Raw genomic sequence first — 14,589 nt, 5'->3', positions numbered from 1 at the left:
GCCCGGGAACGGAGATACTAGGTGCGGGCATCGACGACGCCGCGCTCCCGCGCGCCCCGCGGCGGAACTGCCAATCGGTCCGCCAGCCCTACCGAGGAGGAACGACAGCGTGACCTACGTCATCGCGCAGCCTTGTGTCGACGTCAAGGACAAGGCATGCATCGAGGAGTGCCCCGTCGACTGCATCTACGAGGGCTCCCGGTCCTTGTACATCCACCCGGACGAATGCGTCGACTGCGGCGCCTGCGAGCCGGTCTGCCCGGTCGAGGCGATCTTCTACGAGGACGACACCCCGGAGGAGTGGAAGGACTACTACAAGGCGAACGTCGAGTTCTTCGACGAGCTCGGTTCGCCCGGTGGTGCCAGCAAGCTGGGCCTGATCGAGCGCGACCACCCCTTCATCGCAGCGCTGCCGCCGCAGAACGGCTGAGCGGCCGCATGGCGCCGCCCCGGTCCCGTACGGCCGGCCTCCCCGTCACCTGAGACCGGGAAGCCGACGCCGCACGGGGCCGAGGCGTTTCCCGACCTGTGCGGCCAGAGGAACGTGAGGAAAGAGAGCAACGTGGGCACCGTTTCGTCCCGTCTTCCGGTCTTCCCCTGGGACCGGCTGGAGCCGTACAAGACCACGGCGGCCGCGTATGCCGACGGCATCGTGGACCTGTCCGTCGGCACTCCGGTCGACCCCGTGCCCGCGCTCGTGCGCACAGCCCTCACGGACGCCGCCGACAGCCCCGGCTACCCCACGGTGTGGGGCACCGCCGCCCTGCGTGACGCGATCACCGGCTGGGCCGGGGAGCGCCTGGGCGCCACCGGCCTGGACCACACCAAAGTGCTGCCGGTCGTCGGCTCCAAGGAACTGGTCGCCTGGCTGCCGACCCAGCTCGGCCTGGGCGCCGGCGACCGCGTCGCGTACCCGCGCCTGGCCTACCCGACCTACGAGGTCGGCGCGCGCCTGGCGGGCGCCGAACCGGTCGTCTACGACGACCCCTGGGAGCTGGACCCCACCGGCCTCGAGCTGCTGTGGCTGAACTCGCCGTCCAACCCGACGGGCCGCGTGCTGAGCGCCGACGAGCTGCGCCGTACGGTCGCCTGGGCGCGCGAGCACGGCGTCCTGCTCTTCAGCGACGAGTGCTACATCGAACTGGGCTGGGAGGCCGACCCGGTCTCCGTCCTGCACCCGGACGTGTGCGGCGGCTCGTACGACGGCATCGTGGCCGTCCACTCGCTGTCCAAGCGGTCCAACCTGGCCGGCTACCGCGCCGCGTTCCTCGTGGGCGACGCCGCCGTCCTCGGCGAGCTGCTGCTGATCCGCAAGCACGGCGGCATGATGATCCCCGCGCCGGTGCAGGCCGCGACCGTCGCGGCGCTCGGCGACACCGAGCACGTCGGCGAGCAGCGCGAGCGCTACGCCCGCCGCCGTACGGCCCTGCGCGAGGCCCTGGAGGCCGCCGGCTTCCGCGTCGAGCACAGCGAGGCGTCGCTCTACCTGTGGGCGACGCGTGACGAGTCGTGCTGGGACACCGTCGGCGACCTCGCCAAGCGCGGCATCCTGGTCGCGCCGGGCGACTTCTACGGGAGTGCGGGGGAGCGCTTCGTACGGGTCGCCTTCACCGCCACCGACGAGCGGGTGGACGAGGCCGTACGGCGCCTGGCGCAGTAGCCCCCAGCCGCACGCCGGGGCAGTGGCCCGACCCGCACGCCCGGCGCGGCGGCCGCAGACGCGACGAGCCCGGAGCGGACGCCGTACCTCAGGCGTCCGCTCCGGGCTTCGCTGTGCGGCACTCCGTCAGCTGATGGGCAGCCCGTTCGTCGGCAGCAGGTCCGAGGCCAGGCCGCTGTCGCCGACCGCCTGGGCCAGTCCGTCGGTGGACAGCGAGTCGGTCAGCCCGTCGGTGGACAGCCCGTCGCCCGGCAGCGCGTCGGTCAGGCCGTCGGTCGGCAGGCCGTCCTCGGTGGCGGTGTGGAGGGTGTCGGTGAGGATGTCCCCCGCGCTGTCCGCGGTGTCGCTGGCGGCGTTGCCGGCGGCCTGCTTCGCGGCCGGCGCGGTCTCCCCGAGCGTCTTGCCCGCGGTCTTGCCGGCGGTCTTGCTCAGGGCCGGGACGGCCTTGCGGACAACCTTGCTGCCGGCTTCGGTGGCGTTCGCGCCGGTTTCGCCGGCGAGGTCGCCGGCACCCTGGACCGCGCCGTCGGCGGTGTCGGCGAGGCTCGCGGTGTCCACTGCGCTCAGTCCGCCCAGGTCGGAGGAGTTCGGCAGTTCCACGGCGCTCGCGGAGCCCGCACCGACCACGGGGGCTGCGCCGGCTGCGACCAGCAGCGCGGCTCGGGCGATCCGACGCGAGAGGGGGAGGGACATGGTGCTCCTTTTACGGAGAGGGACTGGTTCTTCTGACAGACGTGCCGTGTCCGCCGGCGGGGCGCGGTGGCTGCCGGACGCACGACGTGACTACCGCGTCAGGCCCGGGAAGGTTGCGGCACGGCCGGTAAAGAATCAGTGGGGGGTCACATAATCTGCTCCGGAGGAAACCGGGCAAACTGCGCCGTGCGCAGTATGGTGCTGAAACGTCACGCCTCAGTCTCCGGGCGGGACCCACGCCGTTCGAGTGACCCCGGCGACGGTGAGGCGGCGCCGCTGCCCGGGGTTGACGACGTTAACTCGGCCGAGGGACCGGCCGGACAGCTGCGCGGTGCGCACGAGGCTGACGGCGTGACGGCCGTACGGGTGAGGAGCGGCGCCGCGCGGGGGCTCCGGCGGCGGTCGCGCGAGCGCGTCCCCAGAGGCCGGTACGGCCGCCCGGCGCCCTGGCCGCACGGCCGCGTCACCGGGGCCGGCGCCACCGCCCGGCGCACGGCCGTTCCGGCGGCCGCTCCCCGGTGCCACCCGCTCCGGCAGCCGCCTCCGGGCTCACTTCGCGGTGACGATCCGTACGTCCGTACCGGAAGCCCGCGCCGCCGCGCCGGTCGCCTTCTGCCAGCCCTTCCCGGAATCGGCCGCCGACCACATCTTCCCGGCGTAGGAAATCTGCTCGATGCCCAATGCCCCGGAGTGGGCCATCGCCCAGGTGGCCAGCTCCCAGCCGCGGCGCTCCGTCCCCGGACCGGCCGCCGGCGCGCCGCCGGCCTGCCCCGCGCCCGCCGCGGCCCCGGAGACCCCGGAATCCGCGGCGTCACCGTGGGAGGCCGGCCGCGCGGGCACCGTCAGCACCCGGCCGCCGTCCTTGCCGCCGTCCGCGCCGCCGGGAGCCGTCCCGTCCGTGTGCGGCAGGACGTCGGGCCCGAACTCGCGCACCAGCTTCTTGCGCACCTCGTCCGTACCGCCCGGCCGCTTCCGGTCCGCCGGACGGTTCACCGAACATGTCATCGCCGCGCCGTCGCGCCCGGTCAGGGCGCCGGTCAGCAGCGCGGCGTCCGGCTCGTGCTTGGCGTACGCCTGCGGGAAGCCGCTGCGCTGCACCTTCTGCGCGGCCACCGTCAGCGGCAGCCGCGAGTAGCCCGGCACCTTGACCAGGTGCGTGTAGAACTCCCCGGCCGAGTAGACCGGGTCCATGATCTGCTCGACCGTGCCCCAGTCCTGGGACGGGCGCTGCTGGAACAGGCCGACCGAATCGCGGTCACCGAAGCCGATGTTGCGCAGCCCGGACTCCTGCATGGCGGTCGCCAGCGCGATCGTCACGGCCCGCTGCGGCAGCCCGCGCGCGGAGCCGACGGCCGAGATGGTCGCGGCGTTCGCGGCCTGCTCCGGCGAGATCTCGTACGGCTGCCCGCCGTCCGCGGCACGCACCGAGCAGCGCGGCGCACCCGGGCCGCCGGTCACGTACTGCACGACGAGATACACGCCCAGTCCGACGAGCACGGCGAAGGCCGCGCCGGCTCGCAGGAGGCGCTTGCCGCGGGTGCCGCGGGAGGGGGCGGAGGACTGGGGAGACACGCAGCCAACGGTACTGGAGGGGCGCCGGTAGGGTCGGACGCATGGAGACCGCTACGCAGACCCCCGCACTGGACCTCTCCCGCGACGCGGCCGAGCTCACCGCTCAGCTCGTCGACATCCCCTCCGTCAGCCGGGACGAGAAGGCCATCGCGGACGCCGTCGAGAACGCGCTGCGTGCGCTCCCCCACCTGACGGTGGAGCGCGACGGCAACTGCATCGTCGCGCGCACGCACCAGGGCCACGCCGAGCGGGTCGTGCTGGCCGGCCACCTGGACACCGTGCCGATCGCGGACAACGTGCCGTCCCGGCTCGACGAGAACGGCGTCCTGTGGGGCTGCGGCACCACCGACATGAAGTCCGGCGTCGCCGTGCAGTTGCGCATCGCCGCCACCGTCCCCGCGCCCAACCGCGACCTGACCTTCATCTTCTACGACATGGAGGAGATCGCCGCCGAGTTCAACGGGCTCGGGCGGCTGGCCGCGGAGCACCCGGACTGGCTGGAGGGCGACTTCGCCGTCCTGCTGGAGTCCTCGAACACCGAGGTCGAGGGCGGCTGCCAGGGCACGCTGCGGGTGCTGCTGCGCACCGAGGGCGAGCGGGCCCACTCGGCGCGTAGCTGGATGGGCAGCAACGCCGTCCACGCGGCGGCGCCGATCCTCGCCCGCCTGGCGTCCTACGAGCCGCGCCGGGCCGTCATCGACGGTCTCGAATACCGCGAGGGCCTGAACGCCGTACGGATCGAGGGCGGCGTGGCGGGCAACGTCATCCCCGACGCCTGCACCGTCGCCGTGAACTTCCGCTACGCGCCCGACCGCAGCGAGCAGGAAGCGCTCGACCACGTCCGTGAGGTCTTCGCGGACTGCGGCGTCGCCGAGATGATCGTCGACGACCACTCGCCGGGCGCGCTGCCGGGCCTGTCGCACCCCGCGGCCGCCGCCTTCATGAAGGCGGTCGGCGGCGTCGCGAAGCCCAAGTTCGGCTGGACGGACGTCTCGCGCTTCAGCGCCCTGGGCGTGCCCGCGGTGAATTACGGGCCCGGCGACCCCGTACTGGCGCACAAGAAGGACGAACGGGTCGCCGTCGAGCGGATCCTGCACTGCGAGGAGCGCCTGCGGTCCTGGCTCACCGCGTAACCCACCGGCCCCACGTGCCCCACCGGTGTCCCGGCATCCGGAATTGCCCTGCCCGTCACCTGCGCCGATCTACCCTTGCCGGACACCGACCGGCAGCGGAGGGAGCACGATATGGCCAGCCCCGAGGAAGAGCGGGCGTGGGAGGAACAGCGCCTGGGACCCGTGGTGCGCCGACGCGAGCAGGTGCAGAAGGGCACCACGGACCAGCGGCTGCTGGACACCGCCGAAGGCGACACGGACTGGGTGCACACCGACCCCTGGCGGGTCATGCGCATCCAGTCGGAATTCGTGGAGGGCTTCGGCGCACTGGCCGAACTGCCGAGCGCCATCAGCGTCTTCGGCTCGGCCCGGACGCCCGTCGGCTCGCCCGAGTACGAGACGGGCGTCGAACTCGGCCGGGCGCTGGTGGAGGCCGGCTTCGCGGTGATCACCGGCGGCGGGCCCGGCGTGATGGAGGCCGCCAACCGGGGCGCCAGGGAGGCCAAGGGCGTCTCCGTCGGCCTGGGCATCGAGCTGCCCTTCGAACAGGGCATGAACCCGCACGTCGACATCGGCGTCAACTTCCGCTACTTCTTCGTCCGCAAGACGATGTTCGTGAAGTACGCGCAGGGATTCGTCGTGCTGCCCGGCGGCATGGGCACTCTCGACGAGCTGTTCGAGGCGCTGACCCTCGTCCAGACGCGCAAGGTCACCCGCTTCCCGATCGTGCTCTTCGGCACGGAGTACTGGGGCGGCCTGGTCGACTGGCTGCGTGACACGGTGGTCGCGCAGGGCAAGGCGTCGGAGCACGACCTGCTGCTCTTCCACGTCACCGACGACGTGGACGAGGCGGTCGCGCTGGTGTCCAAGGAGACCGGGAAGTAGCGCCGGCTGCCCGGCAGCGCGCTACGCGAGTCCCCGGCGGGCGACCGCCGGGGGCCGGTGGCCCGCGATGGAGGCCACCATGTCCAGGACCTGCCGCGTCTCGGCGACCTCGTGGACGCGGTAGACCTGAGCGCCCAGCCACGCCGAGACCGCGGTCGTGGCCAGCGTCCCGAGGAGCCGTTCCTTGACCGGCCGGTCCAGCGTCTCGCCGACGAAGTCCTTGTTCGACAGCGAGACCAGCACCGGCAGCGGGGTGTCCCCCGCCCCGGGGAAGCCGAGGTCCCGCGGCACGGCGTGCGTCATCTCGTCCAGCCGGCGCGTCGCCTCCAGACTGTGCCGGGTGTTCTTCCCGAAGTCGTGCCCCGGGTCGATCATGATCGCGTCGCGCCGTACGCCCAGCTCCACCGCCCGCTCGGCCAGTCCCAGCGTCACCCTCAGGATGTCCGCCAGCACATCCTCGTACGCCACCCGGTGCGGGCGGGTACGCGGCTCCACACCACCCGCGTGGGTGCACACCAGACCGGCGCCGTGGCGCGCCGCGACCTCGGCCAGCTTCGGGTCCACCCCGCCCCACGCGTCGTTGAGCACGTCGGCGCCGGCCTCGCAGACCCCCTCGCCGACCTCGTGCCGCCAGGTGTCCACGCTGATCACCACGTCCGGGAAGCGCTTGCGCACCTCGGCGACGAAGCCGACCGTGCGCCGGGCCTCCTCCTCGGCGCTGACCTCCTCGCCCGGGCCCGCCTTCACCCCGCCGATGTCGATGATCGCGGCACCCTCGGCCACCGCCTGCTCCACCCGGGCGAGCGCGGGCTCGTCCGTGAAGGTGGCTCCCTGGTCGTAGAAGGAGTCCGGGGTCCTGTTCACGATGGCCATGATCACCGGCTCGTGCTCGGTGAACTCTCGATTCCCCAGCCGCAGCATTGCTTCTCCTCTTCCTGGTCCGGCAGCGACCCTAACGGTCACACCCGCATGGCACGATCAGTGCCAACACATAGCTCGGGGAGATGGTCGTGTTCTGGTTCTTGCTGATCGCGATGGTCGTGGTGGTCGCCGCGGTCACGCTCGCCGTGGTCGGCGGCGGCGACGCGGGCGGGCTCGGCGAGGCCGCCCCGGACCGGCTGTACGAGCCGCTGCCCGCCGACCGGCCCGTCTCCCGCGCCGACGTGGAGGCGGTACGCCTGGCGGTGGGGGTGCGCGGCTACCGGATGAACGACGTCGACGACGTGCTGGACCGGCTCGGTGCCGAGCTGGCCGAACGGGACGCGCGGATCGCCGAGCTGGAGGCGGCCCTCGCGGGCGCGCACGCCGCGGCGATGGGCCCGCCGGACCTGATCAAGGACGGCCCGGAGGACGGCTCCGGGGACCGGGACGGGAAGCGGCCCGGGGAACGCCCGGCCGCACCGGAGCCTCCGGTCCCCGGGGGCGAGGAAGAGGGGAAGACCGCCTCATGACGGGAGTGAGCACGGCTCCGGACGGGGTGCCCCGCTGCCCCTGGGGCATGGAGTCGGAGAAAATGGCCGACTACCGCACCTACCACGACACCGAATGGGGCCGGCCGGTCCACGGCGACGACGCGCTCTTCGAGCGGATGAGCCTGGAGGCGTTCCAGTCCGGGCTGTCCTGGCTCACGATCCTGCGCCGCCGCGAGGGCTTCCGGGCCGCGTTCGCGGACTTCCGGATCGAGGCGGTCGCCCGGTTCACCGACGCGGACGCCGAGCGGCTGCTCACCGACGCCCGCATCATCCGCAACCGCGCGAAGATCAACGCGGTGCTCACCAACGCGCGGGTCGCGGCCGAGCTGGCCCCGGGCGAGCTGGACCGCCTGATCTGGTCGTACGCGCCCGAGCGCGGCACCCGCCGGACCCCGCGCACGCTGTCCGACGTGGCGCCCGTCACCCCGGAGTCCACGGCGCTGGCCAAGGACCTCAAGAAGCGCGGCTTCCGCTTCGTCGGCCCCACGACCGCGTACGCGACGATGCAGGCGTGCGGCCTGGTCAACGACCATCTGGCGGACTGCCATGTGCGGGACGCGGTGGAGGCGGCGGCGGAGGTGTGAGGCGCGACCGGGCCGGGGCCGCGGGCCTCGGCCGGGCCGGCCTCAGCGCCCCAGGAACGTCGGCTTCTCCTTCTTCACGAACGCCTCGACCGCGATGTGGTGGTCCTCCGAGGCGCCCGCCCGCGTCTGCAGTTCCTCTTCCTTGGCCAGCGTCTCGACGAGCGAGTGCCCGGCCCCGTACGCGAGGGATTCCTTGATCGCGGCGTAGGCGGCGGTCGGCCCCTCGGCCAGCGTGCGCGCCACCGCCGCCGCCTCGGCCGCCAGTTCCGCCGCCGGGACGACCTTGTTCGCGATGCCCAGCTCGTACGCCTCCTGAGCGGAGATGCTGCGCGGGAAGAGCAGCAGGTCGGCGGCGCGGCCGTGGCCGATCAGGCGGGGCAGCGTCCAGGAGATGCCGGAGTCGGCGGTGAGCGCCACGCCCGCGAAGGAGGTGTTGAAGGAGGCGGTGTCGGCGACGACCCGGTAGTCCGCGGCCAGCGCGAAGCCGGCGCCGGCGCCCGCCGCCACCCCGTTGACCCCGGCCACCACCGGCTTGGGCATCCCGGCGAGCGCCGTGACGACGGGGTTGTAGTGCTCGCGCACCGTGCTCATGGTCTGCCCCGAGCCGGTCGCGCGGTCCTCGGCCAGCAGCCCGATGTGCTCCTTGAGGTCCTGTCCCACGCAGAAGGCGCGTCCGGTGGCGGTCAGCAGGACGGCCCGTACGGCCGGGTCGGCGGCGGCCTCGCGCAGAATGTCCCGCAGGGCGGCCTTGGCCTCCGTGTTCATCGCGTTCATGGCGTCGGGGCGGTTGATCGTGATCGTCCCGACGCCGTCGGTCACGTCGTAGAGCACGGTGTCGGCCATGGTGAGGGGTCCCTCCGTCGCGGCTCGCGCTGCCGGGCAGTGGCAGCCAGCGCTCAGGATGCCGGAGATCATCGGTGCCCGTCATGTGACGTACGTCAAACGACCGGCGAGGACCGGACGCCGGACGAGGGCGAAGTATCGCAGCCCACTCCCCGAATTGGGTGGTTTTGCGAGAGCGCGTTGCCGAAGGGATGCTCCCCGATGTTGGTCATCGGGTCGTGCGATGCGGGATAATGGCCTGGAAGCAATGTGTTCGATGCCGGTGACACCTGGGTTGTCGGCTGCGTGAGCTGGTTTCAGGAAGGGGAACGAGCATGGCGGCCATGAAGCCGCGGACGGGCGACGGCCCGCTCGAGGTGACCAAGGAGGGGCGGGGCATCGTCATGCGCGTTCCGCTCGAAGGCGGCGGTCGACTCGTCGTCGAGCTGACTCCCGACGAGGCCAAGGCTTTGAGCGAGGCCCTGGAGAAGGTCACCGTCTGACAGGGCAGCCGCCCTGATGCTGCGGTTTCCCGGGGCTGACCCCTGGACCCCCAGCCGAATACCCGGGCCCCGGGGGGGGGGGGGGGGGGCGGCGGCCCCCCCCCCCCCCGGCGGGCGGGGGGGGGGCCCCCGGGGCCCCCCCCCCCACCGGGGCCGTGTTCGTTCCCGTGCGGCCGGTCCGCACCCGCGGCGGGCCTTGCGTCCGTACAGTGGTCCCCGTCGCGCCGCCGCTCCGGCGGCCGGGCCGTGCGCGCCGCGGTCCGTGGTCAGCCGCGCTTGACGGCGCACAGCAGGCCGTCGCCCACCGGTAGCAGGGACGAGACCAGCGCGTCCGTCTCGCGGAGGGTGCGCAGCAGTTCCCGCAGGCGCAGCACCTCGGCGGGCTGGGCCGCCGAGTCGACCGTACGGCCGTCGGCGAAGACGCCCTCGAAGCAGACCAGGCCGCCGGGGCGCAGCAGCCGCAACGATTCAGCGAGATAGTCCAGGCACTCCATGCGGTCGCCGTCGCAGAAGACGAGGTCGTAGCCGCCGTCGGCGAGCCGGGGCAGGACGTCCAGGGCGCGGCCGGGGATGAAGCGCGCGCGGTTGCCGGCGAAGCCCGCCTCCCGGAACGCCTGCTTCGCGAACTGCTGCCGCTCCGGTTCCAGGTCGACCGTCGTCAGGACGCCGTCCGGACGCATACCGTGCAGGAGGTAGATGCCCGACACTCCCGTGCCGGTGCCGATCTCGGCGACCGCCTTGGCGTCGGCCGTCGCGGCGAGCAGGCGCAACGCGGTGCCGGTGCCGGTGGACACCGCACGGATGCCCGCCTCCCGCGCCCGCTCCCGGGACCAGTGCAGGGCGGCGTCGGCCTCGTCGTCGATGGTCCCGGCGCCGTACGCCTCGGCGAATGCCAAGCTCGTCTGCCGGTTGCCGGTAATGGCCCTCTCCTGTCCCCGTAGTTGACGCAACCGTGACTGTATCCGCTGCGTGCGGGAACCCGCAGATGGGACCGGGCGTTGAAGCACAGCAGGGGGGATGCATCGGTGAAGACCCAACGAGATGTGCGGGATGACGCGAAGCCAGGCCAAAAGCAGGTCAAATCTGCTTATCCGGAGCTAACGGGCGAGGTGGATATGGTAGGGGCTCTACTGGACACCACCAGAGCCACCAGGGGAGGTGCGGCTGCGACGGGTGACCGATGGGCGCTCAGGCGTCTCAGGCGGTCGGCCGCCGAGCCGAAATCCGTGACAGACACCGCTGACCGTTCCCGCTCCCACGGCCTCAAGGGTAGGGGAGGGGCCTTCGACACCGCTACGACAGCGACGTTCGCCGCCGAAGCGGATGCGCAGGCCTGGACCCCGCCCAGCTGGGAGGAGATCGTCAGCACGCACAGCGCGCGGGTCTACCGTCTCGCCTACCGCCTCACCGGCAACCAGCACGACGCCGAGGACCTGACGCAGGAGGTGTTCGTCCGCGTCTTCCGCTCGCTGTCGACCTACACCCCCGGCACCTTCGAGGGCTGGCTCCACCGCATCACGACCAACCTCTTCCTGGACATGGTCCGCCGGCGCCAGCGCATCCGCTTCGACGCCCTCGGCGACGACGCGGCCGAGCGGCTCCCCAGCCGCGAGCCCTCCCCGCAGCAGCATTTCAACGACACCCACTTCGACGCCGATGTGCAGCAGGCGCTGGACACCCTCGCGCCCGAGTTCCGCGCCGCCGTGGTGCTCTGCGACATCGAGGGCCTGTCGTACGAGGAGATCGCCGCCACCCTCGGTGTGAAGCTGGGCACGGTCCGCAGCCGGATCCACCGCGGCCGCTCCCACCTGCGCAAGGCGCTCAAGCACCGCTCCCCGGCGGCGCGCGCCGAGGAACGCGAGCGCGACCGGCGGCCGCTCACTTCGGTCACTACAGGGGAGGTCGGAATCGCGTGAGCGGTACAGGCGGTCCGTCCCCCGCCGAGCATCATCTCGGCGACCGCCTCGCGGCTCTGGTCGACGGGGAGTTGGGGCATGACGCGCGCGAGCGGGTGCTCGCGCATCTCGCTACGTGTGGAAAGTGCAAGGCGGAGGCCGACGACCAGCGGAAGCTGAAGAACGTCTTCGCCGAGACGGCGCCCCCCGGTCCCTCCGAGGGGCTGCTGGCGCGCCTCCAGGGGCTGCCCGGAGGTGATGCCGACGGCTCCGGAAGTCGGCTGGGCCCCGGGCGCTTCGGCAGCGGCGCCTTCGGCGGTGACTTCACCGAGGGCGGCGATTTCGAGGCGCGCGGCGGCTCGTTCCGGTACGTACCGTCCGGCAGCCGTGCCGTCGGCGCGGTGCCCCGCCAGCCGCGCTCGCGCGGCTTCCGTATCCACGAGCCGGACCGGCCCGCGCCGCAGCGCCGCCGGTTCGCCTTCGCGGCGGCCGGGGCGGTGTCCCTGGCGGCGTTCGCGCTCGGCGGCGCCCTGCCGCTGGAGGCGGCGGTCGACACCCCGAGCAGCCGCGGCGACGGTACGGGCAGCCAGATGACGCCGCTCAGCGCCACCCCGGGACCGGTCGGCCCGCCCGGAACGACCCGCGGCGAGGCCCTGCTGTACGCGACGGGCCACCCCTGGGCGCGGTCGCTCCCCGACGCGGGCCCGACCGTGGAGCCGGCCCCCAGTTCGCTCGGTCTGACCGGCCCGTCGGCGCCGTCGGCCGCGCGCCCCGCGCCGACGCTGCCGCTGTCCGAGATCGCGTTCCCGGCCGACGGCCGGTCCGCCCTGCCCGCGCTGACGCTCCAGACCGGTCAGCTCCTGCCGTACCACCCCGCGCGGGGCAGCGCGTCCGCCCCGCTGTCCGGCGCCCGTGTCGTCGGCCCGTACCTGCCCTCGGCGGACGCCGGACGCCCCCTGGCCGGGCCCGCCGTACCGTCCGGTCCCGCCTCCCGGGAGGCGATGACCGCCCATCACCCCGCCCCGCGCTGACCGGGCTCTGCGCACGGCCGCGCGAACCTGGTTGAATCGCTCTCCGGACGGCGTTCCCCCCGCGCGGGGGCGGGCCTCCGGCGAGGTGGTGGTGCCCGCCTGACACAGCGGGCGAATCGGTGGGGAGCACGGAGACCATGGACGAGGGGACGGCCGCCGGGCCGAAGCGGAACTGGTGGAGCCGGTCGGGGCAGCAGCCCGCGCAGCCGCCGGCACAGGCGCCCGCCGCGCCCGGCCCCGCGGCACCCGACGCCGAAGCGGCCGCCGCCACCCGGGAATTCACGGCCCTGCCCGGGGAGGCCGACGCCGCACCGGGTACGTCACCGGACACCGGGCAGGCGGCGGGCACCAGCGCGCCCCACAGGCCGAGCGCGCCCACTCCCGCACCCCGGGCGCCCGCGCCGCACGCCCCCGCACCGCCGGTCGGCCCTCCCGCCGCGCCGCCGCGGCAACAGCCCCTCCACCCCCAGGACCCGTACGGCACACCTCCGTACGGCGACCCCGGGCCCTGGGCCCCCGCGCCGCCGGTCCAGCGTCCGACGGCCACCCCGGCGCACGGCACGGGCGTTCCGCCGCAGAGCCCGGCGCCGACGCCTGCCGGACAACCGACCTCTGCCGGACAGCCGACGCCTGCCGGACAGCAGCCCGCGTACGGCACCGGCGCACCCGTACCGCCGCCCCAGCAGCCGTCCCCGGCCCAGCCGCAGCCCCCCGCGGGCCCGCAGCCGCACGAGGGCTCCGCCGCCCGTGCACCGATGCCGCAGGCCGAGCCCTCGCCGACGGCTGCCCAGCCGCCGCAGGCTCCGTCCGAGGCACACGACACGTCGAGCCGCGCCCCGCTTCCGCCCGCGGCGTACGACACGTCCGGCGGCGCCCCGCTTCCGCCCGAGGCGCACGGCGCGCCGCAGCCCCCGCACGCCCCGCCGCCCGGCCTTGGCGGCACGGAGCCGCATCCGGGCGCGACAGTGGACGGACAGCCCCACCAGGCCCCCCAGGCCCAGCAGACCCACCACGCCCACCCGTCCCATCCGCAGAGCGAGCAGCAGGGGCACTGGCAGCAGTACGACCCCTGGCGGACGCCGCAGCACGGCGCGGCGATGCCCCTGGGCACGCCACCCCCGCCGCCACCGGCCCCCCGGCGCAACCGCCGCGGCGCGCTGGCCGCGGGCGCGGTGATCCTGGCGCTGGTGGCGGGCGGTGTCGGCGGCGGCGTCGGCGCGTACATCGAACGCAACGGCGGCCTCGGCAGCATCGAGCTGCCGCAGGACACCGGCGACCGGGGCGGCCGCAAGCCGGACAGCGTCGCCGGTATCGCCCAGGCGGCGCTGCCGAGCGTGGTCACCCTGCACGTACGCGGCAACAGCGAGCAGGGCACCGGCACCGGCTTCGTCCTCGACAAGCAGGGCCACATCCTCACCAACAACCATGTCGTCGAGCCGGCCGGCACCGGCGGGGAGATATCGGTCTCCTTCAGCGGCGGCCAGACGGCCAAGGCCAAGGTCATCGGCCGGGACGGCGGCTACGACCTGGCCGTCGTGCAGGTCCAGGGCGTCTCCGGGCTGCGGCCGCTGGCGCTCGGCGACTCCGACTCGGTCCGGGTCGGTGACCCGGTCGTGGCGATCGGCGCACCGTACGACCTCGCCAACACCGTCACCGCGGGCATCATCAGCGCCAAGCAGCGGCCCATCACGGCGGGCGGCAAGAAGGGCGACGGCAGCGACATCTCGTACGTGGACGCCCTGCAGACCGACGCCCCGATCAACCCGGGCAACTCCGGCGGCCCGCTCGTCGACTCCCGGGCCCGGGTGATCGGCATCAACAGCGCCATCCGGGCGGCCGACAGCTCGGGCGGCGGCCTGGACGGCGGCGGCCAGGGCGGCAGCATCGGCCTGGGCTTCGCCATACCGATCAACCAGGGCAAGTGGGTGGCCGAGCAGTTGATCAACAAGGGCAAGGTCCTGCACCCGGTGATCGGCGTCACGCTGGAGATGGAGTACGCGGGCGACGGCGCGCGGGTCAGTTCCCAGAGCAAGGACGGCGGTGTCCCCGTCACGCCCGGCGGCCCGGGGGCCAAGGCGGGCATCAAGCCGCGGGACGTGATCACCAAGGTGGACGGGCAGCCCGTGCACAGCGGCGAGGAGCTGATCATCAAGATCCGCAGCCACCGGCCGGGCGACCGGCTCACGCTGACCCTGCGGCGCGACGGCAAGGAGCAGACCGCCCCGCTGACCCTCGGCGCGGCCGGCCAGGAGTAGCGGCCCCGGGAGCGTTTGCCCGGTGTTGGGACGGGCGACTCCCGCCGGACGCCACGGGCCAGGTACCGTGATAGGCGGCCTGGCCCATAGGCCCGACACGTCCCC

Annotated in this window: 15 protein-coding genes; 10 read left to right on the top strand and 5 right to left on the bottom strand. The window is 73.8% G+C overall.

Features of this window, described 5'->3' with window-relative positions:
• Positions 1 to 109: 109 nt before the first annotated feature.
• The gene (gene fdxA, locus AB0A97_RS09965) at positions 110 to 430 is read left to right on the top strand and encodes a ferredoxin (RefSeq protein ID WP_003985062.1); all 321 of its coding nucleotides are present in this window, start codon (positions 110 to 112) and stop codon (positions 428 to 430) included.
• A 132-nt stretch (positions 431 to 562) separates the two neighbouring features.
• Positions 563 to 1,660: a succinyldiaminopimelate transaminase gene (gene dapC, locus AB0A97_RS09960; RefSeq protein WP_361147029.1), complete on the top strand. Its 1,098-nt coding sequence runs from the start codon at positions 563 to 565 to the stop codon at positions 1,658 to 1,660.
• 126 nt (positions 1,661 to 1,786) lie between these two features.
• Here the strand turns inward: dapC and AB0A97_RS09955 are convergent, their stop codons facing one another.
• Complete coding sequence (locus AB0A97_RS09955) at positions 1,787 to 2,353, bottom strand: ATP-binding protein (protein WP_361147026.1); 567 nt, start codon at positions 2,351 to 2,353, stop codon at positions 1,787 to 1,789.
• Between the two features lie 549 nt (positions 2,354 to 2,902).
• Entirely contained in the window at positions 2,903 to 3,925 is a 1,023-nt protein-coding gene (locus AB0A97_RS09950) for a heavy metal transporter (protein ID WP_361147023.1), read from the bottom strand.
• Between the two features lie 41 nt (positions 3,926 to 3,966).
• On the opposite strand from AB0A97_RS09950, the gene dapE reads away from it, so the two are divergent.
• Both dapE and AB0A97_RS09940 read left to right on the top strand, forming a co-directional pair.
• Positions 3,967 to 5,058 carry a succinyl-diaminopimelate desuccinylase gene (gene dapE / locus AB0A97_RS09945; protein ID WP_361147020.1) on the top strand — a complete coding sequence of 364 codons (1,092 nt, stop codon included), beginning with the start codon at positions 3,967 to 3,969 and terminating at the stop codon, positions 5,056 to 5,058.
• Positions 5,059 to 5,169: 111 nt separating this feature from the next.
• The gene (locus AB0A97_RS09940) at positions 5,170 to 5,922 is read left to right on the top strand and encodes a TIGR00730 family Rossman fold protein (RefSeq protein ID WP_361147018.1); all 753 of its coding nucleotides are present in this window, start codon (positions 5,170 to 5,172) and stop codon (positions 5,920 to 5,922) included.
• Between the two features lie 21 nt (positions 5,923 to 5,943).
• On the opposite strand, the gene folP is transcribed toward AB0A97_RS09940, so the two are convergent.
• On the bottom strand, positions 5,944 to 6,843 hold the full coding sequence (folP, locus tag AB0A97_RS09935) for a dihydropteroate synthase (protein WP_361147015.1): 900 nt from the start codon (positions 6,841 to 6,843) through the stop codon (positions 5,944 to 5,946).
• Between the two features lie 89 nt (positions 6,844 to 6,932).
• Between folP and AB0A97_RS09930 the strand changes: the two genes are divergently transcribed.
• Positions 6,933 to 7,373 (top strand): DivIVA domain-containing protein, encoded by a 441-nt coding sequence (locus tag AB0A97_RS09930; RefSeq protein ID WP_361147012.1) that lies wholly within the window; start codon positions 6,933 to 6,935, stop codon positions 7,371 to 7,373.
• Complete coding sequence (locus AB0A97_RS09925; RefSeq protein ID WP_361147009.1) at positions 7,370 to 7,978, top strand: DNA-3-methyladenine glycosylase I; 609 nt, start codon at positions 7,370 to 7,372, stop codon at positions 7,976 to 7,978. Before AB0A97_RS09930 ends, AB0A97_RS09925 begins: the two co-directional genes overlap by 4 nt.
• Before the next feature lie 42 nt (positions 7,979 to 8,020).
• Here the strand turns inward: AB0A97_RS09925 and AB0A97_RS09920 are convergent, their stop codons facing one another.
• Positions 8,021 to 8,821: an enoyl-CoA hydratase-related protein gene (locus tag AB0A97_RS09920; protein WP_361147006.1), complete on the bottom strand. Its 801-nt coding sequence runs from the start codon at positions 8,819 to 8,821 to the stop codon at positions 8,021 to 8,023.
• A gap of 314 nt (positions 8,822 to 9,135) precedes the next feature.
• Between AB0A97_RS09920 and AB0A97_RS09915 the strand changes: the two genes are divergently transcribed.
• Positions 9,136 to 9,303: a DUF3117 domain-containing protein gene (locus tag AB0A97_RS09915; protein WP_125045128.1), complete on the top strand. Its 168-nt coding sequence runs from the start codon at positions 9,136 to 9,138 to the stop codon at positions 9,301 to 9,303.
• Between the two features lie 266 nt (positions 9,304 to 9,569).
• Here the strand turns inward: AB0A97_RS09915 and AB0A97_RS09910 are convergent, their stop codons facing one another.
• On the bottom strand, positions 9,570 to 10,253 hold the full coding sequence (locus AB0A97_RS09910) for an O-methyltransferase (protein WP_030020299.1): 684 nt from the start codon (positions 10,251 to 10,253) through the stop codon (positions 9,570 to 9,572).
• Positions 10,254 to 10,529: 276 nt separating this feature from the next.
• On the opposite strand from AB0A97_RS09910, the gene sigE reads away from it, so the two are divergent.
• The 3 genes from sigE to AB0A97_RS09895 all read left to right on the top strand — a co-directional run bounded on the left by sigE (position 10,530) and on the right by AB0A97_RS09895 (position 14,484).
• On the top strand, positions 10,530 to 11,219 hold the full coding sequence (sigE, locus tag AB0A97_RS09905; protein WP_030020300.1) for an RNA polymerase sigma factor SigE: 690 nt from the start codon (positions 10,530 to 10,532) through the stop codon (positions 11,217 to 11,219).
• Positions 11,216 to 12,229: a zf-HC2 domain-containing protein gene (locus tag AB0A97_RS09900; RefSeq protein ID WP_361147001.1), complete on the top strand. Its 1,014-nt coding sequence runs from the start codon at positions 11,216 to 11,218 to the stop codon at positions 12,227 to 12,229. The genes sigE and AB0A97_RS09900 overlap by 4 nt, the downstream gene beginning before the upstream one ends.
• A gap of 137 nt (positions 12,230 to 12,366) precedes the next feature.
• Entirely contained in the window at positions 12,367 to 14,484 is a 2,118-nt protein-coding gene (locus tag AB0A97_RS09895) for a trypsin-like peptidase domain-containing protein (protein WP_361146998.1), read from the top strand.
• The last annotated feature ends 105 nt before the right edge of the window (positions 14,485 to 14,589 follow it).

The organism is Streptomyces sp. NPDC045470, from assembly GCF_040646595.1.
Classification (GTDB): Bacteria; Actinomycetota; Actinomycetes; order Streptomycetales; family Streptomycetaceae; genus Streptomyces.
The sequence above is the reverse complement of the archived record's forward strand: the minus strand, read 5'-3'. Positions and strand labels throughout refer to the sequence as shown.